This window comes from Nonomuraea sp. NPDC049480 (assembly GCF_044465905.1).
GTDB lineage: Bacteria > Actinomycetota > Actinomycetes > Streptosporangiales > Streptosporangiaceae > Nonomuraea.
Window position 1 is genome coordinate 207,364 of the sequence record NZ_JBITMD010000019.1, and the last position, 23,466, is coordinate 230,829.

21 protein-coding genes are annotated in these 23,466 nt (G+C 68.3%); 16 read left to right on the plus strand and 5 right to left on the minus strand.

The genetic code is table 11. The features are described from left to right. Positions 1-290: 290 nt before the first annotated feature. The 10 genes from ACIBX3_RS41670 to ACIBX3_RS41715 all read left to right on the plus strand — a co-directional run bounded on the left by ACIBX3_RS41670 (position 291) and on the right by ACIBX3_RS41715 (position 10,070). Positions 291-1,565 carry a PHB depolymerase family esterase gene (locus tag ACIBX3_RS41670; protein WP_397126101.1) on the plus strand — a complete coding sequence of 425 codons (1,275 nt, stop codon included), beginning with the start codon at positions 291-293 and terminating at the stop codon, positions 1,563-1,565. Between the two features lie 46 nt (positions 1,566-1,611). Then, positions 1,612-2,277: a family 43 glycosylhydrolase gene (locus ACIBX3_RS41675; RefSeq protein WP_397126102.1), complete on the plus strand. Its 666-nt coding sequence runs from the start codon at positions 1,612-1,614 to the stop codon at positions 2,275-2,277. Between the two features lie 177 nt (positions 2,278-2,454). Continuing rightward, entirely contained in the window at positions 2,455-3,642 is a 1,188-nt protein-coding gene (locus ACIBX3_RS41680) for a cellulose binding domain-containing protein (protein ID WP_397126103.1), read from the plus strand. Positions 3,643-3,655: 13 nt separating this feature from the next. Beyond that, on the plus strand, positions 3,656-5,227 hold the full coding sequence (locus ACIBX3_RS41685) for a glycoside hydrolase family 27 protein (RefSeq protein WP_397126104.1): 1,572 nt from the start codon (positions 3,656-3,658) through the stop codon (positions 5,225-5,227). Between the two features lie 1,300 nt (positions 5,228-6,527). Then, positions 6,528-6,785 carry a cell division protein CrgA gene (locus tag ACIBX3_RS41690; RefSeq protein WP_397126105.1) on the plus strand — a complete coding sequence of 86 codons (258 nt, stop codon included), beginning with the start codon at positions 6,528-6,530 and terminating at the stop codon, positions 6,783-6,785. 417 nt (positions 6,786-7,202) lie between these two features. Continuing rightward, positions 7,203-7,433, plus strand: a complete 231-nt coding sequence (locus ACIBX3_RS41695; RefSeq protein WP_397126106.1) for a hypothetical protein — start codon at positions 7,203-7,205, stop codon at positions 7,431-7,433. A gap of 500 nt (positions 7,434-7,933) precedes the next feature. Next, positions 7,934-9,151: an MFS transporter gene (locus ACIBX3_RS41700; protein WP_397126107.1), complete on the plus strand. Its 1,218-nt coding sequence runs from the start codon at positions 7,934-7,936 to the stop codon at positions 9,149-9,151. 194 nt (positions 9,152-9,345) lie between these two features. Further along, positions 9,346-9,636, plus strand: a complete 291-nt coding sequence (locus ACIBX3_RS41705; RefSeq protein ID WP_397126108.1) for a hypothetical protein — start codon at positions 9,346-9,348, stop codon at positions 9,634-9,636. Between the two features lie 14 nt (positions 9,637-9,650). Then, the gene (locus ACIBX3_RS41710) at positions 9,651-9,782 is read left to right on the plus strand and encodes a hypothetical protein (protein WP_397126109.1); all 132 of its coding nucleotides are present in this window, start codon (positions 9,651-9,653) and stop codon (positions 9,780-9,782) included. Positions 9,783-9,917: 135 nt separating this feature from the next. Then, positions 9,918-10,070 carry a hypothetical protein gene (locus tag ACIBX3_RS41715; protein WP_397126110.1) on the plus strand — a complete coding sequence of 51 codons (153 nt, stop codon included), beginning with the start codon at positions 9,918-9,920 and terminating at the stop codon, positions 10,068-10,070. A 677-nt stretch (positions 10,071-10,747) separates the two neighbouring features. Here ACIBX3_RS41715 and ACIBX3_RS41720 read toward each other — a convergent pair. Together ACIBX3_RS41720 and ACIBX3_RS41725 are read right to left on the minus strand one after the other, a co-directional pair. Beyond that, complete coding sequence (locus ACIBX3_RS41720) at positions 10,748-10,909, minus strand: hypothetical protein (protein WP_397126111.1); 162 nt, start codon at positions 10,907-10,909, stop codon at positions 10,748-10,750. After that, the gene (locus tag ACIBX3_RS41725) at positions 10,906-11,916 is read right to left on the minus strand and encodes a zinc-dependent alcohol dehydrogenase (protein WP_397126113.1); all 1,011 of its coding nucleotides are present in this window, start codon (positions 11,914-11,916) and stop codon (positions 10,906-10,908) included. Before ACIBX3_RS41725 ends, ACIBX3_RS41720 begins: the two co-directional genes overlap by 4 nt. Before the next feature lie 217 nt (positions 11,917-12,133). On the opposite strand from ACIBX3_RS41725, the gene ACIBX3_RS41730 reads away from it, so the two are divergent. Beyond that, a complete protein-coding gene (locus ACIBX3_RS41730) occupies positions 12,134-12,850 on the plus strand; it encodes a CBS domain-containing protein (RefSeq protein WP_397126115.1) in 717 nt (238 codons plus the stop codon). 482 nt (positions 12,851-13,332) lie between these two features. On the opposite strand, the gene ACIBX3_RS41735 is transcribed toward ACIBX3_RS41730, so the two are convergent. Continuing rightward, positions 13,333-14,694 carry a wax ester/triacylglycerol synthase domain-containing protein gene (locus ACIBX3_RS41735; RefSeq protein ID WP_397126116.1) on the minus strand — a complete coding sequence of 454 codons (1,362 nt, stop codon included), beginning with the start codon at positions 14,692-14,694 and terminating at the stop codon, positions 13,333-13,335. A 159-nt stretch (positions 14,695-14,853) separates the two neighbouring features. Beyond that, positions 14,854-15,813, minus strand: a complete 960-nt coding sequence (locus tag ACIBX3_RS41740) for an Acg family FMN-binding oxidoreductase (RefSeq protein WP_397126118.1) — start codon at positions 15,811-15,813, stop codon at positions 14,854-14,856. 144 nt (positions 15,814-15,957) lie between these two features. Here ACIBX3_RS41740 and ACIBX3_RS41745 point away from each other — a divergent pair, with 144 nt between their 5' ends. From ACIBX3_RS41745 to ACIBX3_RS41765, 5 genes are all read left to right on the plus strand, one after another. After that, complete coding sequence (locus ACIBX3_RS41745; RefSeq protein WP_397126119.1) at positions 15,958-17,331, plus strand: cytochrome ubiquinol oxidase subunit I; 1,374 nt, start codon at positions 15,958-15,960, stop codon at positions 17,329-17,331. A 15-nt stretch (positions 17,332-17,346) separates the two neighbouring features. Further along, the gene (gene cydB, locus ACIBX3_RS41750) at positions 17,347-18,315 is read left to right on the plus strand and encodes a cytochrome d ubiquinol oxidase subunit II (protein ID WP_397126120.1); all 969 of its coding nucleotides are present in this window, start codon (positions 17,347-17,349) and stop codon (positions 18,313-18,315) included. A 93-nt stretch (positions 18,316-18,408) separates the two neighbouring features. Continuing rightward, positions 18,409-19,395: an Acg family FMN-binding oxidoreductase gene (locus ACIBX3_RS41755; RefSeq protein ID WP_397126121.1), complete on the plus strand. Its 987-nt coding sequence runs from the start codon at positions 18,409-18,411 to the stop codon at positions 19,393-19,395. 604 nt (positions 19,396-19,999) lie between these two features. After that, a complete protein-coding gene (locus ACIBX3_RS41760) occupies positions 20,000-22,033 on the plus strand; it encodes an ATP-binding protein (protein WP_397126122.1) in 2,034 nt (677 codons plus the stop codon). Between the two features lie 379 nt (positions 22,034-22,412). Further along, positions 22,413-22,646, plus strand: coding sequence for a histidine kinase (locus ACIBX3_RS41765; RefSeq protein ID WP_397126123.1), 234 nt, complete (start codon positions 22,413-22,415; stop codon positions 22,644-22,646). 316 nt (positions 22,647-22,962) lie between these two features. On the opposite strand, the gene ACIBX3_RS41770 is transcribed toward ACIBX3_RS41765, so the two are convergent. Beyond that, complete coding sequence (locus ACIBX3_RS41770; protein ID WP_397126124.1) at positions 22,963-23,412, minus strand: pyridoxamine 5'-phosphate oxidase family protein; 450 nt, start codon at positions 23,410-23,412, stop codon at positions 22,963-22,965. Between the last annotated feature and the right edge of the window lie 54 nt (positions 23,413-23,466).

Genomic DNA, 23,466 nt, shown 5'->3' on the forward strand with positions numbered 1-23,466 from the left:
CTGATAGGGGCGCAGTGAAAGTTTCATGACGACGCTTCCGCTGATCGACGCGGCCAGACTCGATAATCCGAGGTGAGCGTGCCGGGGCGCTGCTTCCGCCGGCCCGCCGCACGTTAAGGCGCTCTTGACAGTACCTTTCTGCCTCGTATTTGCTCCGTCCCGCCACCACCTCCACCGGCCCGAAAGGGAGCTCGACCAGCCAGCGATTGTCAGCGCTCGCAGGGAGAGGCGAACCAATGAAGCGAAGCGAACCGCGAACGAGAAGGTACGCGGGCATCGGAGCCGCCCTGATGGCTCTGATCACGGCGGTGGCCACCGCTCTGTCCGTGTTCCTCACGGCTGCGCCGGGAGCGTCGGCGGCGGTCCTGACCGAAGTGACGAGCTTCGGTGCCAACCCCGGCGGTCTGCGGATGCACCTCTACGTCCCCGACAGAGTGGAGTCCAGGCCGGGCGTCCTGGTGGCGATGCACGGCTGCAACGGCTGGGCTCCGGCCTTCCACCAGGGCACCGAGTTCGCCTCGCTGGCCGACCGGTATGGCTTCGTCGTCATCTACCCGCAGGCGAACAAGAGCGCCAACGGCATGTCGAACTGCTTCGACGTGTGGTCCAACGAGGCCCTGCGGCACGGCGGCGGCAGCGACCCGGTGTCGATCGTCTCCATGACGAACTACGTGCTGCAACGCTACAACGGCGACCCGCAGCGGGTGTTCGCCACCGGCTTCTCCTCCGGCGCCATGGAGACCAACAACCTGCTCGCCACATACCCGGACGTGTTCAAGGCCGGCGCGCCGTTCGCGGGAGTTCCCTACGGTTGCCTCGGCCCCGCCGGCTGCGGCGACAAGACGCCGCAGCAGTGGGGTGACCTGGTCAGGAACGCCTACCCCGGCTACACCGGGCCCCGCCCGCGCGTGATGGCCTGGCACGGCACCGCCGACTCGGTGCTGCCGTACACGATGCTGCAGGAAGAGGTCGACCAGTGGACCAACGCGCACGGACTGAACCAGACCCCCGCCTCCACTGACAGCCCGCAATCCGGCTGGACCCGGCGGGTCTTCGGCTCCGGGCAGGTCGAGGCGTACACCATCACCGGAGCCGGCCACGACCTGCCGCGCACCGGGATGGCCGCGTACGCCATCCGCTTCTTCGGCCTGGACGGCGGCTCGTCCACCACGACGCCGACTCCACCCGCCGGGCAGATCAAGGGAGTCGGCTCCGGGCGTTGCCTGGACGTGCCCGGCGCCGCCACCGCCGACGGCACCGCGGTGCAGTTGTGGGACTGCAACGGGCGCGGCAACCAGCAGTGGGCCGCCACCTCGACCGGCGAGCTCAGGATCTATGGCAACAAATGCCTCGACGCGGCCGGCACCGGCAACGGCGCCGGCATCCAGATCTACTCCTGCCACGGCGGCGCCAACCAGAAATGGCGCCTGAACGCCGACGGCACCATCACCGGGGTGCAGTCCGGGCTGTGCCTGGACGCCATGGGCCAGGGCACCGCCAACGGCACCCGGCTCCAGCTCTACTCCTGCCACGGCGGCGCCAACCAGCGCTGGACCCGCACCTGACACACCGCGGCCCGCACCCATGCCCGCCCGGCTTCGGAAGGTGACCATGAAAGTCACATCCCCCCTTCGGTTCGGCGCCATGGAGAGGCGCGGTGCCATGGCGATCGTGGCGCCGCCCTGCGCCGTGACGGTGATCCCCGGCACGGCCAGGGCGGACAACCCGATCGTCCAGACGACCGCCGCCCCCGCTCCACGGGTGCACAACGGCCGGGTCCACCTCTGCACGGGACACGACGAGGACGGCTCGACGTACGTCACCATGAAGAAGCGGCGGATCTGGTCGTCCGCGGACCTGGTGAAACGGACCGACCACGGCTCGCCGATGAGCGTGGCCACCATCAGCTGGGCGAGCGCGGACGCGTGGGCGGGCCAGGCCGTCTACAGAAACGGCAAGTTCTACTGGTACGTCCCGGCAAAGGACCGGGCGAGCGGCCAGACGGCCATCGACGTCGAGGTCCCCGACAGCCCCACCGGGCCCTTCACGGATGCCATCGGCCGCCCCCTCCTCAGGAACGGCGAGATCGACCCCACACTCTTCATCGACGACAACGACCAGGCCTACCTGTACGGGGGCAACCCCTGCACCGTGCCAAGCACCGGCGGCCGGCAGACGTGGACGACGGTCACCGCCGGCGGCACGACGAGCTACCTCCAGCTCACGCCGGCCACGCCGGTGGACGGCTTCTCCATCGACGACGCCTCGTTCCAGTAGTCCCAAGCCGGCCGATGCTCTCGCCGCACAAGGGAGCAGCCAATGGTTCCTCCATCCAGATCGCATCGGAATCCGCACCAAGATCGGAGTTACGTGATGTCAGGACACGGCTCCCTTTTCACAACGATCGCGGTCGCTGCCGCGGCACTTCTCGTACTGGCCACAGGCCGTGCGGCAATGAGCAGCGACGCCGGCACAGCCGCGACGCCCGCCGGCGCCCTCGCGACGACCGCCGGATGCGGCAAGACCCCAACGCTGAGGAGCGGTACGCACTCGATTCAGACCAGCGGCAAGAACCGCTCCTTCATCCTCCGCCTTCCCGACAACTACCACAACGACACCCCCTACCGATTGATCTTCGGCTTCCACTGGCGGGGCGGCACCGCCGCCGACGTCGACTCCGGCGGAACCAGTGGGTACCCCTGGTCCTTCTACGGACTCAGGCAGCTGTCGAACAACGGCGCGATCTTCGTCGCGCCCCAAGGCGTCAACAACGGCTGGGCGAACACCAACGGCGAGGACGTCACCTTCGTCGACGACATGATCCGGCTCATCGAGGCGGATCTCTGCGTCGACACCTCGCAGCGCTTCGCCACCGGCTTCAGCTACGGCGGCGGGATGAGCTTCTCACTCGCGTGCTCACGGCCGACGGCCTTCCGCGCAGTCGCGGTCTTCTCCGGCGCGCAGCTCAGCGGGTGCAGCGGCGGAACCCAGCCCATCGCCTACATGGGCCTGCACGGCATCGGGGACACGGTGCTCAACATCGCGCAGGGACGGTCGCTGCGTGACAGGTTCGTCCGCAACAACGGCTGTGCCGCGCAGAACCCCCCCGAGCCGAGTTCGGGGAGCCGCAGCCACATCGTCACCACCTACTCCGGATGCCGGGCCGGCTATCCGGTCGTCTGGGCCGCGTTCGACAACGGTCACATGCCCGGCCCGGTGGACGGTACCTACGCCGAGAGCGGCGTCACCACCTGGACCAAGGCAGAGGTGTGGAAGTTCTTCTCCCAGTTCGGCAGCTCCTCGACGCCGACCCCCGCACCCGGAGCATGCACGGCCACGATGGAGACCGTCAGCTCCTGGTCCGGCGGTTTCCAATCCACCGTGACCGTCCACGCCGGCGGCAGCGCCGTCAACGGCTGGACGGTCGGCTGGACCTGGCCGGGCGGGCAGACGATCAGCAACCTGTGGAACGGCGTCCGCTCCGGCTCCGCAGCCGGCGTGACCGTACACAACGAGTCCTACAACGGCTCCATCGCGGCCAACGACACCACCACGTTCGGCTTCACCGCCAACGGCGCCCCGGCCACGCCCACCCTTTCCTGCGACGCCGGGGCACCTCCCGCTGCTGACCGACCCGCATAAGGAGAAGAGTCAGATGCGTAAGATCATTCGAGTGACTCTGGCGGCGATACTGGCCGCCGGCTCTCTGGTCGCGATGGGCGGCGGGGCGTCGCCGGCCATCGCGCTGGACAACGGGCTCGCCCGTACGCCACAGATGGGGTGGAACGACTGGAACACCTTCTTCTGCAACGTCAACGAGAACCTCATCCGGCAGACCGCGGACGTCATGGTCTCCAGCGGCATGGCAGCGGCCGGCTACGAATACGTCAACATCGACGACTGCTGGTCCACCAGGAGCCGCGACGCCAACGGCGACCTGGTGCCTGACCCGCAGAAGTTCCCCAGCGGCATGAAGGCCCTGGCGGACTACGTCCACGCCAAGGGGCTGAAGCTCGGCATCTACTCCTCGGCCGGGACGACCACGTGCGCGGGGTACCCGGCCAGCCTCGGCTACGAGCGGCGCGACGCCGCCCTGTGGGCGTCCTGGGGGATCGACTACCTGAAGTACGACAACTGCGGCGACCACCAGGGCAGGAGCGGGCTGCAGCGCTACACCGCCATGCGGGACGCGCTGGCCGCCACAGGGCGCCCCATCGTGTACAGCCTGTGCAACTGGGGCCAGGAGAACGTGTGGACCTGGGGGATGCCGGTGGGCAACTCCTGGCGTACGACGGGCGACATCGCCGCGAACTGGAACTCCATCATGGGCATCCTGGACCAGCAGGTCGGGCTCGAGGCGTACTCGGGACCCGGAGGCTGGAACGACCCCGACATGCTGGAGGTGGGCGTCGGCGCGCTCACGCCGACCGAGGGACGGGCGCACTTCAGCCTGTGGTCGCTGCTGAACGCGCCACTCATCGCGGGCAACGATCTGCGCGCGATGAGCGCCGAGACCCGCTCCATCCTGACGAACACCGAGGTCATCGCGGTCAACCAGGACTGGGGCGGCAGACAGGGCCACAAGATCAGCGACAACGGCAACCTGGAGGTCTGGCGCAAGCCGATGTCCGACGGCTCGGTCGCGGCCGTCCTGCTCAACCGGGGCACCTCGACCTCGACCGTCTCCACCACCGCCTCAGCCCTGGGCCTGGGCTCGGCCTCCTCCTACTCGGTGCGTGACCTGTGGGCGCACACGACGTCCTCCTCCTCCGGGACGATCAGCGCGTCCGTGCCCGGGCACGGGGCGGCCATGTACACCGTCACCGGAGGGGGCATCGTCCCCACGGTCGCGATCAAAGGGGCCGCCTCGGGCCGGTGCCTGGACGTCACCGGCGCCTCCCAGGCCAACGGCGCACAGGCGCAGATCTGGGACTGCAACGGCCAGCCCAACCAGCAGTGGACGCCCACCACGAGCGGTGAACTACGGGTCTACGGCAACAAGTGCCTGGACGCCTACGACCAAGGCACCACCAACGGCACTCAGGTGATCGTCTGGGACTGCAACGGGCAGGCCAACCAGCAGTGGCGCTTCAACGCCGACGGCACCATCACCGGAGCGCAGTCGGGTCTGTGCCTCGACGTGCCGGACAACGCCACCGCCAACGGCACCAAGCTGATCATCTGGTCCTGCAACGGCGGCGCCAACCAGCGGTGGGCCCGCACCTGAGGACCGGATCCCATGACACCGACGGCGGCAGTCGACCCGCTACGGCGAGAACACGCCGCCGCCGCGAAGGCGGTGGTGCGGTCAGGCCAATGGCCGCAGCGACATCACCGGACCAGGCCGCGGCGGCGTTGCCGTGCTCCCAGCCCACGATCTCGACGAGGAACGTCGTGCCGAGCTCCAGCCCACCGATCGAGTGTCGGATCCGCCGGGACGCCCCACCTCGGCCAGCACGCGATCGATCGGCATGCCGCTCGACAACCTGAGACAGCAGCGCGAACAGGTAGAGGAGCTTGTCCGGACGCCACTGGCCGGCAGCGAGATCAGGGCCACGCGCAGGGGGACCGCCCCTCACGAGCGTGCCGTCCGGACCACGGTGATAGCCCAGTACAGGACTTGGCGGGGGAGTCCGGCGCTAGCGTTCCTCGGCAGACGGGCCAGGATCGAGACCCACCGGCGCGACCCGATGACCACCCCCAAGCCGCAGTCCTGGACACTGATCTTGAACGAAGGAGGAAACGTCGGCGGCTGTGCCAGGGCGGCAACAGCATCTTCGGCTTCAGCCCTAATCCGCGCCGTGGCGCCGGACCCGGATCGGCGGGCACCAGCGGCCAGACCTGACTGTTGCACAAGGGCCTGACTGCCCGTGGGAGGCCAGGCAGGGGAGAACGGGCAGGGGAGAACGGGCAGGGGACTGATCCGCAATGCTGCCGGAATCGAACAGCAGACATTCGCCCTCAAGATGGGGGAGGGGCCACCGGTCCGCTGATACCACCAGCCGACTTCCGTGCATGCCCGTGCAGTCAGCTCGAACGCCTCCGCGTCCTCCGCACCGATTCGATTATCAGAACAAACGTCGATAACCAGCCCAGAGCCATCGCTCAGACGAGCAAAATAGTCGGGAGCATGCCGCCGTTCACGCTTCTCACCAGGCCAGTGCAGCCCAAACGGCTGGGAGGAGAAACGAGCACATCGGATCGAAAGTCCAACATCATCGCCACATCGCGTTCTACCCCGGACTCAAAGCCCACATGAATCCCGGTCCACGCTGACCACCATAAGCCCGTGACGTTCTTTACCCCTTGAAGGACGGAAACGAGCGGACAGATTTACCTGCTCAAAGGGCATATCCCACAGCGAAGACAGGGGAGCCGCGGATCCGCTCCCGCTGGAACCGCACTGGACGGAGCAGATCTGATGAGACAACACCCACACCCGACAGGATTGATTGAGACAACCATGATCACGGTCACCCGGCTGATCCGATGTACCATCATTTGAGCCTCAATCCGAGGAGATACCGGTGGCGCATTCCCAGCCTCGTCAAGGACCTCCCGATGTCGCGCCGCGGGCACCGCGGTGGCCGATCGCCGCGATGGCGGCCTCATGGATCATCGGCATCCTGTGGATCGTCATGTTCTACATGGACCCGACCCTCCCGGTGCTCAGCGAGCTGGGGAACTGGAACCTCCTGGTCGGTTTCGCCCTTTTCCTCCTGGGTGGCGCCTTCCTGCTGATCTTCGCGGCGCTGGCCGTCATGACGGCACGTCGCCGCAGATAGCGCCTCAAGCGGTGGCTGGTTGTCCTCAAGTCAGGCGAGACAAACACGGAACGCGAGCAGGGCATCTGAGGCGGGACAATGAGGCAGGACCTGACGCGAGACAAACGGGGACGAAAATCAACAAACACGCCATACCGGACAGAAAATGCGTTATCTAGGGAAGAACTGCTGACCTCTGTGAATGCCCCCAGCTCGGCTTGTTGATGCCATCGCAAGAACAGCGCTTCGTTGCGTCAAGCCCTCAAGGAGACAACAAAGACGCCGTTCCGTACTGGATGTGCCAGGTTCGCAAACGGGCACAGATGACACCTCTGCCGCGAGGATGTTCATGGCCGGAGCGCGGATCGCTCAGCATCTCGGCCGCCTCGTCACGACCATGCTCCTACAAGTCGGTTCTCCATATGGGTGTGCCCGGCCGTGCGACCTCGTTTGATCGCCCGGCGCAGGCGCTCTCTGTGGGTCCCAGGGCGACGGGCGGCACACGGCGGCGGGCAGGGACGGTGCAGCTCGGACGTCGCCCGCCCGCAGCTCACGGCCCCGTTCACCATGGGTCACGGCCCGCGCGCCTGGCTGGCAGCCGGGCAGGCGCTGCACCGGGTGCTGCTCACCGCGACCGCGCACGGCGTGGCGGCGTCGATGTTCAGCTAGCCGCTGGACCTGCGCCCGGCACAGCACCGCGGTGATCGGGAGGGGCCGTTCGGCACGTGCAGATGCTGGCCAGGCTCGGGTACGGGCCGCCGGTCCCGCACGTGCCGCGCCCGCAAGGGTCGGCCGGTGGAGGAGGCGGACGGGCAGCGTTGTCTGTGCAACCGCCTGCTGGCCGCGATCGGGCTCGGCCAGCATCGCGCCGACGGCCATGACGAGCCGTCGCTGCTCACGCTCGGCCAGGACATCGCCTTTCTCGAACGACCTTCCCGACGACCATTCAGCCGCCGACGTCGTCGCCCCACATCCTGCAGTGGCCCACGTATGACGAAACAGTCGGACGCCACCCAGCCGGCAGGCGTCCCCATGCGGGGGCCCGGCACATCCGTATCCCGTAAGTCCCTGAAGGTCGGGACCTTGGTCCATAGCCCGTGACATGACCTCTGAGCTGGGATGGGACAAGGACATCTTTCGTGATCCCCTGCCATGCATGTGAGGATGACATGACGAATGCACCGGCCAGTGGCCGCATGGCCGCGTTGATGCTCGGCCTGGCGACGCTGGGTTTCGCGGTGAACTTCTGGGCCTGGGCGCTGCTCAGCCCTCTGGGCCCGCGTTTCAAGGAGCTGCTCGGCCTGTCGGCGGCGCAACAGGCGTTGCTGGTCGCCGTGCCGGTGATCGTGGGCTCGCTGGGCCGCATCCCGATCGGCGCGCTCACCGACCGCTTCGGCGGACGCGTGATGTTCCCCCTCATCTCCGCCGCCACCATCGTGCCCGTACTGTTCATCGGCGTGGCCGGGCAGACCTCACTGTCCGTGCTGCTGGCCGGCGGCTTCTTCTTGGGCATCGGCGGTACCGCCTTCGCCGTCGGGGTGCCGTTCGTGAACGCCTGGTTCCCGCCGCACCGGCGCGGGCTAGCGGTCGGCATCTTCGGCGCCGGTATGGGCGGCACCGCGATAAGCGCCCTTACCACCGTCAACCTCGTCAGGACCGGCGGCGCCGCCACCCCGTTCCTCATCACAGCCGTCGCCTTGGCCGCCTACGCCGTTGTGGCCTGGCTGGTCCTGCGTGACGCCCCCGGTCGGACCGTCGCCACCCAGCCCTTGATGGCGCGCATGGCCGCCACGCTGAAGCTGTCGATCACCTGGCAGGCCTGCGTCCTGTATGCCGTCGCATTCGGCGGGTACGTCGCCTTCTCCGTCTACCTGCCCGCCTACCTGCAGACCGGCTATGGCCTGGAGCAAGCCGACGCCGCCAACCGTATGGCCGGGTTCGTGATCCTGGCCGTCGTGATGCGGCCGGTCGGCGGCTGGCTGTCCGACCGGATCGGCCCTGTGCCCGTCTTGACCGCCGTCTTCGTCGTGATCGCCGTCATGGCCGGGCTGCAGGCGCTCACGCCGGGGCTGATGCCGGTGGGCACGATTGCGTTCCTGACCATGGCCGGGGCGCTCGGTGCGGGCAGCGGCGCCACCTTCGCCCTGGTCGCCCAAGTCGCGCCCCCTGACAAGGTCGGTTCGGTCACGGGGCTGGTCGGCGCTGCCGGCGGGCTCGGCGGGTTCGTGCCGCCGCTGGTCATGGGCTTCATCTACGGGCAGTTCGGCTCGTACGGCCTCGGCCTGGCGCTGCTGGCCGTCACCGCCGCGCTCACGCTGGCCCTTACGGTGACGGTGGTCCGCTCGGTGATGACCTGCCACACCGCCGAACACTCCAGCGCCCGATGACGCCGTTCGATGGCATCTCGGGTCCGCTTTCCCGCGTCCCGGTTACGCAGCAGAGGGCGTGTCAGACGGTGGCGACATTCCCTATCCCGGCGCGCGTCCGCAAGCCCGCGCGAGCCGGGCACGTACCCGGTGGTGGATCACACGATGCGCCAGGCCGAGCGCGGCGCGCATGGTCTCTTCCAGGTGAGCGCGCGATGACGTGGTGGTCGGTGGTCAGGTTCCTGCATGTGCTGTCCGCGGCGCTGTGGGTTGGCGGGCAGCTCACAGTGTCCCTGGTGGTGCTGCCCTTGGCCCGGCGTCTCTTGGACGAGCAGCGACGAGCCGAAGTGCTGGGCGCGGTCGGCCGCCGCTTCGGGATCATCACCGCGGCGGTGTTCCTGCCCGCCCAGCTTGGCAGCGGCGTGGCCCTCGCCTGGCGCAAGGGCGTCACCTTGGCGTCGCTCGCCGATCCCGGTTACGGCGGATCCTTGCCGCAAAGCTGCTGATGTTCTGCGCCGTCATGGCCGCTGCCGGTCTGCACGGGTGGGCCAGCAGCGTGGCCCGCCACAGGCTCGCTCGCGCGATGGCGGTGACCGCTCTGACTGGATCGCTCGGCGTCGTCCTGCTGGCCACCGCCCTACCTGCGACCTGACTCCACAGTGAGCACATATCCGCGGACCGCGCAGAGGAAGGGCGATCAGTACTTCCTCCTGGCCTCAGGGTAAGTTCCCCGTGGATTGTCTCCTGATTCCGGTTGGAGTGACAGGGGCAGGACGCGGGCGCCCGAGTGCCCGTCGGCCAGTACGAGGGCGTGGACGCCGATCGAGACGTGGTCATCGACGTGGACGGTGACCCGGTCGCCGAGCGCCTGGTGGCGGAGTGCTCCCTTGACGTCGAACCGGAAGCCGCGGCTCCCAGCGTGACCGACAGTAGAGGGTGACGTCGTCGCCGATGACAGCGGTCCCGCCGATGACGACGCCGGCCCCGTGGTCGATGAAGAGTCGTCGGCAGACGCGAGCGCCTGGATAAATCTCGATCTCGTTTAGAGCGCGAGCGAACTGCGAGATCAGCTGGGGAATCGAAGGGCACGCGGCGCCGATGGAGCCGGTGGACGAGACGGTGGATCCGCACCGCCCATACGCTCGGGTAGAGGACCGCCTTCAGCTTGTGGTGGCCGTGTAGTGCTGGGTCGCGACGCATGGCTGCGTGGAGCTCTTCGAGCACGAAGGTGATGTCCGTCCGTGTCTTCGGATGCCAGGCCTGCTTGGCGGGTACGCGGATCAGGCCGCGGGACAGCGCTCATCGAAGAGGCGCCGGACGTGGAAGCCGGTCATGGGTATGCCGAAGCCCGCGGCCTCGGCCTGTGGGGCGGCCGTCGCGGAGCCCGGCGGGCGGCGAGCCGGGGGATGGGCTCCACAAGGACGACTCGCCGCCCGCTCGGATGCAGGCCCGTCATGGGCGCCACCGGTCGCGCGCCGGATGGGCGGCAGAGCTGGGGCACTCAGCGGACATGGCCAAACGGTAGAGCCTGGGACCGATCCGCCATCACGGCCGCAGGTCACCTCCTCGGCGGGACTTTGGACCCCCACATTCGGGCCGAACGGCCTTCGAGATGGGCTACCAGGCCGCTGCCAGGAATTGGTCAGGCGTGATGCGGTCCCAGGCGGCGAGCGGCAGCATGATGACGGCGGCAGGAACCAGGCCGTGCTCTTCATGATCGATGTGCTGGTGCAGCCGGTACAGGGCCTCCCGGCATCCGCGGTAGTTGAACGTGGTCACATCTCGAAGACGAGGCGGGCGGGGACGGTGCCGCCGAGGACGTCGTGGAAGGATCGGTTGATCTCCTCGAGCTTGCGGGTTTCGTAGATGACCTTGGTACGTCCCTGCGCGTGCAACTGGAACACCTCGGCCAGGTCGGTGCGGGTGCCGACGATGGAGCCGATCACGGTGATGCCGCCGAGCACGGTCTGGAAGACCGGCAGGCTCATGGCGTTGTCCTTGGGCAGGGAGACCAGCACCAGGCGACCACCGCGGCGCAGTGAGGCGTGGGCCTGCTCCAGGACGCGCGGGCTGGCGGCCAGCACGATCGCCACATCCGCCCCGCCGAGCGCCTTGATCTCGGCGACCGGATCGGCGGTTGCGGCGTTGATCGTGTGCGCGGCGCCCAGTTCCCTGGCCAGCCGCAGCTTCTCCTCGGTGACATCGACCGCGATAGTCTCCCCGCCGAAGATCTGCGCGTACTGCTGGGCCAGATGGCCGAGACCGCCGATGCCGAAGATCGCTGCGCGCTCGGACGGGCGCAGGCCAGAGACCTTGACGGCCTTGTAGGTGGTCACGCCCGCACAGGTCAGCGGTGCCGCCTCGGCGGGGGAGATGCCCTCGGGGACGGGGACGACGTAGGCGGCGTGGGCGACGGCGTACTCGGCGTGGCCGCCGTTTAGCGCATAGCCGGTGTTCTGCTGGGACTCGCACAGGGTCTCGCGGCCGCTGACGCAGTACGCGCAGGTGCCGCAGGCGTAACCGAGCCAGGGGATGGCTACGCGCTCGCCGACCGCCCGGCCGGTCACGTCGGAGCCGATCTTCTCGATGATGCCGACGCCCTCGTGGCCCGGGATGAACGGCAGACCCGGCTTGACTGGCCAGTCGCCGTGGGCTGCATGGATGTCGGTGTGGCACAGGCCACTGGCCTCGATGCGGACGAGGACCTGATGAGCGTCCGGTTCGGGGATGGGCACTTCCTGAAGCTCGACAGGCTTGTCGAAACCGGTGACGACGGCAGCGCGCATGGCCTTCTCTCCTTAGGTCTTACCCCACTTTCGCTAACGGGGCGGCGCTCCAATCAGGGCCGAAGGTCCCGAATGGACTGGCCCTCCGTCACCCATCTCGTGGGATCCGCTCAGCTCGGAAGTGCCCTGACCAAAGCCGCGGCCAGCGGGACTTCCGTCCCTACGGGCCGAGTCGGGTGAGGCGGTGTCATGGCAGGGAGAGACGAAGGAGGATCCCATGGTGCGGATCATCGTGAGGGACGTCATGACCACACATGTCGCCTCGGTCGAGGCGAGCACGCCGTTCAAGGACGTCGCCGAACTGCTCGTGCGGCGCGGGGTCAGCGCCGTGCCCGTGCTGGACGCCGGCGGGCGGGTCACCGGCGTGGTGTCCGAGGCCGATCTGCTGCGCAAGGAGGAGTTCCGCGAGCAGTACTACGGGGAGGGCTACCGGCCACGGATGCAGGCCCGGTTGCGCCGATGGCTGACCGGACGCGGCAAGAAAGCAGCGGAGAAGGCCGCGGGCGCCACTGTGGGCGAGGTGATGTCCGCGCCGGCGGTGACGGTCGGGCCGGAGGTGTCCACCGTGACGGCCGCCCAGCTCATGGACGAGTACGGCGTCAAGCGCCTGGTCGTCGCAGACGGCGACGGGCGGCTGATCGGCATCGTCAGCAGGCGCGACCTGCTCAAGGCGTACGTGCGCGACGACGCCGAGCTGAAGCGCTGGGTCGAGCAGGCCATCCCGGAGCAGGCCCGGTGGAACGACCGGACGGGGATCGCCGTCCAGGTGCAGAACGGCATCGTGACCCTGTCCGGATATACCTCCACCCGCGCCGAGGCGGCGGCAGCCGTGCGCATGGCCAAGGGGCTCGGCGGTGTCGTTGGCGTCCGCGAGAACCTCGTCTGGGAACGGTACGACCGGTTCGACATCCCCATAATCTGGGATCGGTCCTGAACCTGAGGGTCTCACAGCTGGCGGCACCCCAGGGTCACGTCCACGGACGTGGTGTATGAATCGATCTCTGCCTGATGACGGGCCCGGCAGGGCAACGTCGTCAGGCAGACGGGCGCACCAAGAACGGCGCCGAGCCGGCTGGGCTAGCCTCTGGTCAGATGCCCGAGCGGTGCCTGACCCGGTGAATCTGGCGATGATCGTGGCCCCGGTCCAGCGTTCCTGAACGTGGCGCGCGACTACGCCAAGACTGGGCCGCCGGACCAGTCGGACTTTAACCTCTGGACTCGCGAGACCGGGGCAGGGTGTCGCGGTCGCTGGGGCACAGCGGCTGCACGTGGGCGATGCCGGCATCGCGTAGCAGCACGTCGAATCCCTCAGCCATGCCTGATCTCCCATTGTGGCGTGGCAGCGCAGCTTCTATCGGCGTGAATCTCGCCACCGAGGCTCTCCGACAAACGGATGCGGCAAGCACTGGACGATTCCTACCTTGGGGCCAAGGGGCCCTGCTCATGGAGCGCGGCCAGCTGCCTCCGAAGGGCGGCGGTGAGGTCCGGCAGGTCGGGGAGGGCGTCGGGATCGGCGATGACGCTGATCGAGACCGATCCGGCGTAGGACAGGACCGCGAAGGTGACGGGCATGTTGCCGTTCTCCGAGACGGGCATCGGGATGATCTCGCCGATCAGAGATCCGCCGAGCGACATGGCCTGCTCGGGTCCGCGGACGTTGGTCACCAGGGTGTGCATGAACCGCTGATGCGCCATCCACCAGCGGTGCAGCCCGAGCCTCGTTGCCAGGAGGAAGACCGGGCCCAGCAGTGCGATCAGCGATGGATGCGTCGCCGCCTTCTTGGCCTTTCTGACGGCGACGGTGATCCTGGTCAGCCGCTGCCCAGAATCACCGTCGGCCGGGAGGGTGACGATCATGGGGTTGATCTGGTTGCCCAAGTGTCCGGTGTCGGTGGTGCGCCGGAGGGCGACGGGCATCATCACGGCGAGCTCGTCGACTGTTTCGCCACGTGCCTTCAGCAATTCGCGCAGGGCGCCAGTGACGGCGGTCAGGACGGCGTCGTTGAGGGTGCCGCCATGCAGGTGGGCGGCCGCTTTCAGCCCTGCCAGGTCAGCACGGAGCACGTTCACCCTGCGCTTGGGCCCGGTCCGCCGGGTGAGGGAGCAGCGCCGCGCGGAGACCAGGCGGGCCGCGTTGCCGTCACGCGCCGCGACGCCGGCGTCGCGCAGAAACTGCGGCAGTCGGGACACCGAGCGCAGCCGCTCGCGGAAGGCGTCGACGGCCAGGTCGGCGAGGGTGGACGCGGGCCGTGCGAGGATATCGGCTGCTGATGTCGGGCAGTCGTCGAGCAGCTCCGAAAGTACGGCGAGGCCCCCCAGGCCGTCGGTCAGCACGTGGTCGACGGCCAGGATCAAGGCCGCGTCGCCTCCGGCCAGGTCGGTGACGAAGACGGCCGACCACAAGGGCCTGGACGGCGGCAGGGGCCGGGTCACGACGGCGGCGGCTAGATCCAGTAGTGCCTGCTCGTCGCCGGGTGGGGGACAGGTCATGTGCCGCACGTGGCGGCGGCCATCGAAGCCCGGGTCGTCCAGCCATACCGGACGGCCGCATCCGGGCGGGACGGGTCTCAGCCGCTGGCGCAGCCGGGGGATACTCCGTGCCCGCTCGACCAGCAGGCGCTCGGCGGCATCCACGTCGAAGCCGCACCCGTCCAAGAGGAGTACGGCGCCCATGTGCTGCGGCACCTGCCCCCGAGCGCTGATGGCCCGCACGGTCAGATCGGCCGGTGTGGCGCGCTCGATGACCGCGATCCGGGGGCCGGATTCTCTCTGGAACATGTCGCCACCTCCCTGGTGCCACTCTCACGCAGGGGCGATTTCCCGGGCAGGGTCGAACGGAAGGGACTTTGGGCCTTCATCAGATGGCGGGGCAACAGGGTCGTGGACTCGCGCCTGCCCTCCCGCTGCGAAGCCATCCCCGCGGCTCGGGCGTAGCCGTCAGGCTTGCGGCGTCTGCAGCTCGGTGGCGGGGCGGCGTGGGCTGCGGGCCACATACGGGCCATAGCCGAGCCGAATGATCATTTGCGCATGGCCGCGCCGGTGGTGCGGGTCCTGGCGGTGGCGCATGTCGCGCAGGTCCAGCGGCTGGTTCAGGAACGACGCCGACAAGCCGTGTCTGGTCGCGATCAGCAGAACTCGCTGCAGGGCTTGCCCGGCGCGCAGCCAGTCGAGGGGCCGGTCGCCCGGTGTGGTGAGCACCGCCAGTCGAGGGCGTTCCTCGAAGCGCGCCGTCACCTGATTCCGCCCAAAGTCCCGTACCGGACCGGGCTCCCGGGCGGGGCGCGGCCCCAGCACGTAATCCGGCACGCCGTCGAATCGTGCGCCCGGCATCGTCCACGCGGCCGCCTCAGCCCGGTAGTCGTGGTCGTGAGCCAGCTCGTCCTCGGCCATCGCGGCATACTCCAGCGTCTCGGTCACGCTGTGCCGGTCGAGGAAGACCAGGCCGGCCCCCTCTCGGGAGGCCGCGATGCGCATCTCGGCCAGTGCCGACGAAGGTATGGGTTTGTCGGTGAAGGGCTGGCGGTTGGTGCGCCGTATCGGGATGAGGTCATAGAGTTCGCGTTGCTCGGCGGAGGCGGGTGCCCCCTGTGTCATGCGGAGGGCCGCCAGCAGGTCGGGCTCCGCGTCGGGGTTGGGCAGCAGCCAGACCTGCGGCCGCTGCCCGGCGGCCCGGACGGCCACGCGCAGGTTGAACAAGGCCGCACCACAACTGACGGTCTGGGACCGGCCGCGCGGGTCGCAGACGCGGAGCCGCCGGTCAGGATCGGCCAGGAGCTCGATGAACTCGCGCCGGACCACGTGGAAGCGCCACGGCTGGGTGTTGTGCACTGAGGGTGCCTGGCCGGCCGCGACGAGCAGCCTCCGGACGCCGAGCTCGGTGGCGAGTGCAGTAGACATGACGCACCTCCCACCGCCGACGCTTCCGCACCCGGCAGGCGGGGCGGCAGGGCCGGACGGCTCCGGGGCAGGTGCCAAAGGTCCCTTCATCGCAGGGTCGCTCGGCTCTACGAGGCCGCTTCGCCGTGCTCGACGCTGGCGGTTATGGATGTCTTGGACCTTTCACGCTGGCAGTTCGGCATCACGACCGTCTACCACTTTCTGTTCGTGCCGCTCACGATCGGGCTGTCGATCATCGTGGCCGGGCTGCAGACGGCCTGGTACCGGACGAAGAAGCCGGAGTATCTGCGGCTGACTCGGTTCTGGGGTCGGCTGTTCCTGATCAACTTCGCGATGGGCGTGGTGACCGGGATCGTGCAGGAGTTCCAGTTCGGGATGAACTGGAGTGACTACTCGCGCTTCGTCGGTGATGTGTTCGGGGCACCGCTGGCGATGGAAGGGCTGATGGCGTTCTTCCTGGAGTCCACGTTCCTCGGGCTGTGGGTCTTCGGTTGGGACAAGCTGCCGCCGCGGCTGCATCTGGCGACGATCTGGCTCGCGGCCATCGGGACCAACATCTCCGCCTATTTCATCCTGGCGGCGAACTCGTGGATGCAGCATCCAGTTGGCTACCGCATCAACAATGGCCGGGCGGAGCTGACCGACATCTGGGCCGTGCTCAGCAACTCCACCACCCTCGCCACCTTTCCTCATGTGATCTTCGGGGCGTTCCTGACGGCGGCGGCGTTCGTGCTCGGCGTCAGCGCCTGGTTCCTGCTGCGGAAGCGGGATGTGGCCGTCTTCCGCACCTCGGCCAGGCTGGCCCTGGTCGTCAGCCTCGTTTCGGCGATCGGGGTGTCGTTCTCCGGGCACTGGCAGGCGCAGATCATGACCGAGCAGCAGCCGATGAAGATGGCCGCCGCCGAGGCGCTGTGGGAGGACGAGACTTCGGCGGGGTTCTCGCTGTTCGCGGTGGGCGACGTCGAGAACGGCCGCAACCACGTCAACCTGCAGATCCCGTACGGGCTGAGCCTGTTGTCCACCAATACCCTGGACGGGAAGGTCGAGGGCATCAACGACATTCAGGCCCGTTACCAGGAGCTCTACGGCCCGGGTGACTACCGGCCGGTCGTCGGCCTGGCGTACTGGTCATTCCGGTTGATGATCGGGTTCGGGGCGCTGTCGGCGCTGCTGGCGTTGGCCGGGCTCTGGCTGATGCGACGCGGCAGGTTCCCGGCGGGTCGCTGGGCCTATCGGCTGGCCATCGCCGGGATCGGGCTGCCGTTCCTGGCCAACACCATGGGGTGGATCTTCACCGAGATAGGCCGCCAGCCGTGGACCGTCTTCGGCCTGATGCGTACCGCCGCCGCGGTCTCGCCCGGAGTGGACGTTGCCTCGGTGGCGATCACGCTGGTCGGCTTCACCCTCGTCTACGCCGTGCTGGCGGTCATCGAGATCCGGCTGCTGCTCAAGTTCATCCGGATCGGGCCGCATGAGCAGGCCGAGCCGGAAGCTCCCGTCCCTGCCCTGAGCTACTAAAAGGACATCGCCGTCATGGAACTGACCACTGTCTGGTTCGTGCTGATCGCCGTGTTGTGGACCGGCTACTTCGTGCTGGAGGGCTTTGATTTCGGTGTGGGCATCCTGCTGCCGTTTCTCGGCGGTGACGAGGGTGAGCGGCGCGTCATCGTCAAGACGATCGGTCCGGTGTGGGACGGCAATGAGGTGTGGCTGCTGGTGGCGGGCGGGGCGACCTTCGCGGCGTTCCCCGAGTGGTACGCCACCCTGTTCAGCGGCTTCTACCTGCCGTTGTTCCTGATCCTGCTGGCGTTGATCGTGCGTGGGGTGGCGCTGGAATACCGCAACAAGAGCGACAGCACCAAGGGCTGGGACCGGGCCTTCTTTTGGGGATCCCTGGGCCCCGCCGTCCTGTGGGGAGTCGCCTTCGCCAACATGGTGCGCGGTGTCCCGCTGGATGCCGAGCACGAGTTCACCGGCACCCTGCTCACCCTGCTCAACCCGTTCGCGCTCCTCGGCGGCGCGGCCACGCTGCTGCTGTTCACCCTGCACGGTGCGATCTTCCTGGCCCTGCGGACCACAGGCGAGCTCCGCCAAGGCGCCATCCGGATCGCTCGCACGCTGGCGCCGCTGACCATATTCGTGGTGATGGCGTTCCTGATCGCTGCTGACGGCGGCAAGCCCGTCTGGTGGGCGGCGGTGGTGCTGGCCGCGGCGGGCCTGGCCGGCGCCCTGGTCGCGACCCTGCGGGGCCGGGACGGGTGGGCGTTCGCCGCCAGTGCGGTGGCCATTATCGCGGTCGTCGCCGCGCTGTTCACCGGCCTGTGGCCGAACGTACTGCCGGCCCTCGACCCGGCCAACAGCCTCACCGTGATCAACGCCGCCTCCACTCCGTACACCCTGACAGTGATGACCTGGGTCGCCGCCATCTTCACCCCCGTGGTGCTGGCCTACCAGGCGTGGACCTACTGGGTGTTCCGCCGCCGCCTCACCGGAGTCGGCTGATGGGATCCGTTGGTCCCCCGAACGTGGGACCTTCGGCCCTGACCTGCGATGATGGACAGTGGTGTGCTGGATTCATCCGTGGAGGTGGATGCCATGAACACCCGTACAGCCGAGGAGCACGCGCTCGTCATTCACGCCGCCCTGGAGGCCGCCGCCTTGGCGCCATCCGTGCACAACAGCCAGCCCTGGTCGTTTGCCGTCTCCGGTGACGAGATCAGCGTGCGCGCCGACGTGGACAGGAAGCTGCGCTTCAGCGACCCAGCCGGCAGGCAGCTGCTGATCAGTTGCGGAGCCGCGCTGTTCAACCTCCGCACGGCGATGCGCTGTCAGGGATATGAGCCCGTCGTGCGGGTGCTGCCAGACCCGGATCGACCCGCCTTGCTGGCCACCATACGGCTGGGCGACAAGGCGGTGCCTGACGAGCACACCCAGCTGTTGAACGCCGAAATAGAGCGGCGGCGTACTCATCGGGCGGGGTTCACGAATCTGCCAGTCCCGGATCGGCTGGTGGAGGCGTTGGTCCAGCAGGCGGCCGCCGAGGGAGCCCGACTGACGCCGGTGCGCGCACCGGAAGCCGTGCGGATCGTCGCCGCGCTCACCGAGGCGGCCCAGTACGTGCAGGCTCAGGACCGAGTGCTCAGCCTCGAGGTCATCCGCTGGGCGCGCCCGCCGGGCAGTGCCCGCAAGGACGGCGTGCCCGCCGACGCCTACCCCGTCGAACCTGCTGAGACCGATCCGCCGTTCGCGCAACGCGACTACGCCTGGCGGCACGACTGGGGCACGACGGCGGACCAGGACGCTTCGACCTCCGCCGGTGTCGTGGCCCTGCTCACCACCACCGGCGACACCCGCGAGGAATGGATCGCCGCCGGACAGGCCCTGCAACAAGCCCTGCTGCACGCGTGCGCCCACGGGGTGAGCGCTGCCTTCCACACCCAGGCGCTGGAAATGCCCCATCTGCGCGAGTTCCTGCGCCAAGAGCTCTGCTCCGGCGAGTACCCGCAGATGATCATGCGGCTCGGAATCACCTTCGATGCCAAAGGCGCGGTCCGCCGTCCTCTGTCCGATCTCGTCGACTAAGAGGATGCACCCCGGGGATGGGTGTCGCGCTGTTCCGGTGCAGTCCTGGTGCGAGACTGATCAGCATGACGGAAGCATGGTTACCATGGGTTGTCAAGTGTTCTAGCTGGTCAGCCGCTTTAAGGTCGTTCAGCCACGTTAGGCAAGTAGGATGCCGCGCCGATGGATCGTCGAGAGGTGGCCCAGACAACGCTGTCACACTACGTAGCTGATTTGCTACTTGTCCGAAATTTAAGGCTGATATGCATGAGGTAACAAGCTGGCTGCTGGAGGGGGAGCCGGCTCGTGAACGGCGCGGGCGTTTGGACCTCGCTCACACGGCGTTCCCAGACGCCCATGCTCTCAGGCCAGGAGAGCCAGGAATAGCAGATCAAAGGCTCCTCGGGTCAGCTATCTGGCTGATCCGTCTGGCTCTCGTTCGGGTCGTGGCGATCTATGCATCGCCCGATGTGAGGTGACCGTGCCGCCACCCTGTCACCGGACTGATGTCGTGGTGAATGCCCAGGTGGAAGGCGCGTTGTAGGCTGGCAGGGAGATGCCTGGTCAAACTGGCCGGGTGGGAAGACCGGCCGGAAGCGCGAGTTTCGTCGGGCGTCATCGTGAGATGTCCGATGTGCGGCGATTGCTGCCGAGAACGCGACTGCTGACGCTGACCGGTCCGGGAGGGGTCGGCAAGACCCGGCTGGCGTTGCATGCCGCCCACGCGTTGCGGTCGCGCTTTCGCGACGGAGTGGCGGTCGTGGAAGTGCACCCGCTCACGCGTGACGATCTGCTCGCCCCGGCGGTGGCCGCCGCGCTGGGAGTGCGGGACCTCGACCGGCCGGTACGACGGCAGCTGGCAGAGCACCTGGCCGGCAAGCGGATGCTGCTCGTGCTGGACGGCTGCGAACATCTGGTGCAGGCGTGCGCGGAGTTGACGCAGTGGCTGCTGGGCACCGTGCCCCTCGTGCGCGTCATGACGACCAGCCGGCACCGCTTGGGCGTGCTCGGCGAGCAGGTGCTGGCGATCGGACCGCTGCCGTACGCCGACCCGCACGCGCCGGTACGCGAGATCGCCCGCAGTGATGCGGTGCGGCTGCTGATCGAGCGGGCTGCAGCCGCCGAGGCCGGCTTGAAGATCGATGCCGCCACGATTCCGGTGCTCGCCCGCATCTGCCGGCGGCTGGACGGCATCCCGCTGGCCATCGAACTGGCCGCGGCGCGCCTGCGTGCTTGCCCCCTGGAGCAGCTCGAGCGGGAGCTGGAGGACGACGGCACCGCCCTGGCCGGCCATAACTCATCACCATCCGCCGCATTCCACGACAGCCTGCGTGCCATCATCGACTGGAGCTACCGGCTGTGCTCACCCGCCGAACGGCGGCTATGGGGGCGCCTTTCACTCTTTCCGGGTGGCGCCGATCTGGAAACAGCCGAGGAAGTGTGCTCCGGTGCCGGCATCGCCGCCGAGGATATCGTCGACGTGATCGCCGCCTTGGTGGACCACTCCATCCTGTCGGCCCGGCCGTCGGCGACAGGCATGCGCTACCGGTTGCTGGACACCCTGCGCGCCTACGGGCGTCAACGCCTGACCTCCCCCGATGAGGTGCTGCTGCGCAAGCGGTACTGCGCTCACTACCGGTCCCTGGCCGAACGGCAGTCGATCGACCGGCTCGGCCCCGACCAGCTCGAGTCCTTCCGCATCCTGCAGGCCGAGTTGCCCAACGTGCGGACCGCTCTGGAGTTCTGCTACAGCAGTCCGGCCTCGGCCGAAGGCGGCCTGGACATGGCCGCCCGGCTTGGAGCCTTCTGGCTGCTGGCCGGGGCTTTGACCGAGGGCAGACATCGGCTGGATCATGGCCTCGACCTCGCGCCGGCGCGGACCCGGACGCGTATCACCGCACTGTGGGTTGACGCCCTGCTGGCGATCTACCAGCGAGATCCCGCTGCGGCCACGGCCCGGCTTGGCCAATGCCACGCCCTGGCCGAGGAGCTGGCAGATGAGACGGGCCGGACATACGCCGCCATGACGGCCGGCATCGCCGAGCTGACGGCCGGCAACACCGGGCATGGCCTGGCCCTGATGGAGGCGACGCGCGCACGCCAACGGGAGGCCGGCGACGTTGACGCCGTCGGCCTCAACCTCTATCTGGCCGCGACGTTCTGCGCCGCCGGCGATCCCGACGCCGCCGCGGCGCTCGGCCGTGAGCTGCTGGCGTTGTGCGATGTGCACGGCGCGCCGTTGTTCCGCGCGTACGCGCTGTTCCTCATCGGCGTCGCGGCCTGGAAACACGGCGACTCCCGCCAGGCCGAGAGACTGATCCAGGAGGCCACCGCGCCTTGGATGGCCGTCAACGACCACTGGGGGCTGGCCAAGGCGCTGGAGGCGCTGGCGTGGACCGCCGAAGCCCGCCATGCCCACGAGCGCGCCGCCCGTCTGCTGGGCGCCGCCGAGGCACTGTGGCAAGAGATCGGCTTCGCCCCCACCCTGCTGCCCTACCACACCCACTCCCACCAGGACTGCGAGCGCGGCGCCCGTCAAGGGCTCGGACAACAGGCGTTCGCCGCCGCCTTCCGCCGCGGAGCCGAACTCGATCTCCACACCGCGGTGGCATATGCGATCAGCCACGACGATCACAATGAACGCCGAGCGTTGCCGTGACGTTCCATGATCGTCCAGCGCCGATTCGCGGGAGGTCCTCACCATGGTGGCCGCCCGCGCTCGGCAGATGAGCGACGCAGACGTGGTTCAGACTGCTGCCGAAGCAAACAGGCGACTCGCTGATCGTCGAGATCGCTGAGCGAGTGGGCGCGGAAGACCTGTTGGGCACGAGCGTCGCGCTGTCGGACAGCCTGCCAAGCACGACATTCGCCCGGGGCGAGCCGGTGATCGAGCGGGACCTCCAGGACGCCTCCCATCCCGACACACCGCTTCGCCGGATGGGCTACGGTCCCGGCCTGATGGTTCCGCTGGGCGTGGCACCCGCGCGTGGTGTGCTCTCGCTGGCCAAACGGACACGTTCAGCTCGGCCGACCTGCACATGCTCCAGGCGTTCGCGTGCCAGGCGACGATCGCGCTGGAACTGGCCGAGGCACGCCGAGACGCCGAGCGCCTCAGTCGCCTGGAAGACCGCGACCGCATCGCCAAGGACCTGCACGGCGTGGTCATCCAGCGGCTCTTCGCCACCGCGATGATGCTGATGAGCACGGTCCGGTTGGTGGAACAGCCCAGAGGCCTCGAACCGGCTGCAGAACGCCATCGACGAGCTGGATGAAACCATCCGTCAGATCCGCTCGACGATCTTCGCCCTGCAAGGAGCCCGCGAGGCGACCGGCCCCAGCCTGCGCGGGCAGATCGTGAACATGGTGGAGTCCTCACGCGGCCACCTTGGTTTCATGCCACTCCGCGAGGCACTGTCCAACGTGGTCCGGCACGCCAAGGCCACCAGGCGGACGTCTCGGTGGAAGTGGCGGGCGACCGGTTCGTCCTGGCCGTTCAGTACAACGGAGTCGGCGTGCCGCTCGCCGACAGGCGCAGCGGCCTGCGCGGGCCGGAGGAATGGGCCGCAGGTTTGGGCGGCTCCTTCGACGTCACGTCTGCGGACGAAGGGGGGACGCTGTTCCGTTGGAGCGTGCCCGTGTGATCCGGCGGCCGGACACCTGCTCGGCCTCCACCAGGATGTAGTGATCCCTGCTCCCTGGCGCCCACGGTTCCAACGGCAACGTGGCCAGCCGCGCGATCTCTTGGGGAGCCTCCACGGCACGCGCGTGTCCGACAACGGTCACCGACCAGCCCGTACGCATCTCCGGATCCAACTCGTCGACCTCGAACGCCACCACCGCGCGCCGGGTGGCAGCGGCTAGTTTGGAGCCAATGGTGGTACGGATGACGATGGTCTCGCCGTCCAGGTAGAAGTTGACGGGTTGCACCGCCGGCAGGGCGCGATCAGTGAAGACGATCCGCCCGATTGGCGCGGAAGCCAGCAGGCGCAGGCACTCCTCAGGTGAGAGCACCTGCAGTCCAGACGAATCGAGTTTCATGCTTCTAGAGTCACCGCTCGACGAGGCCAAGACGTAGGGACGAAAGTCCCATTT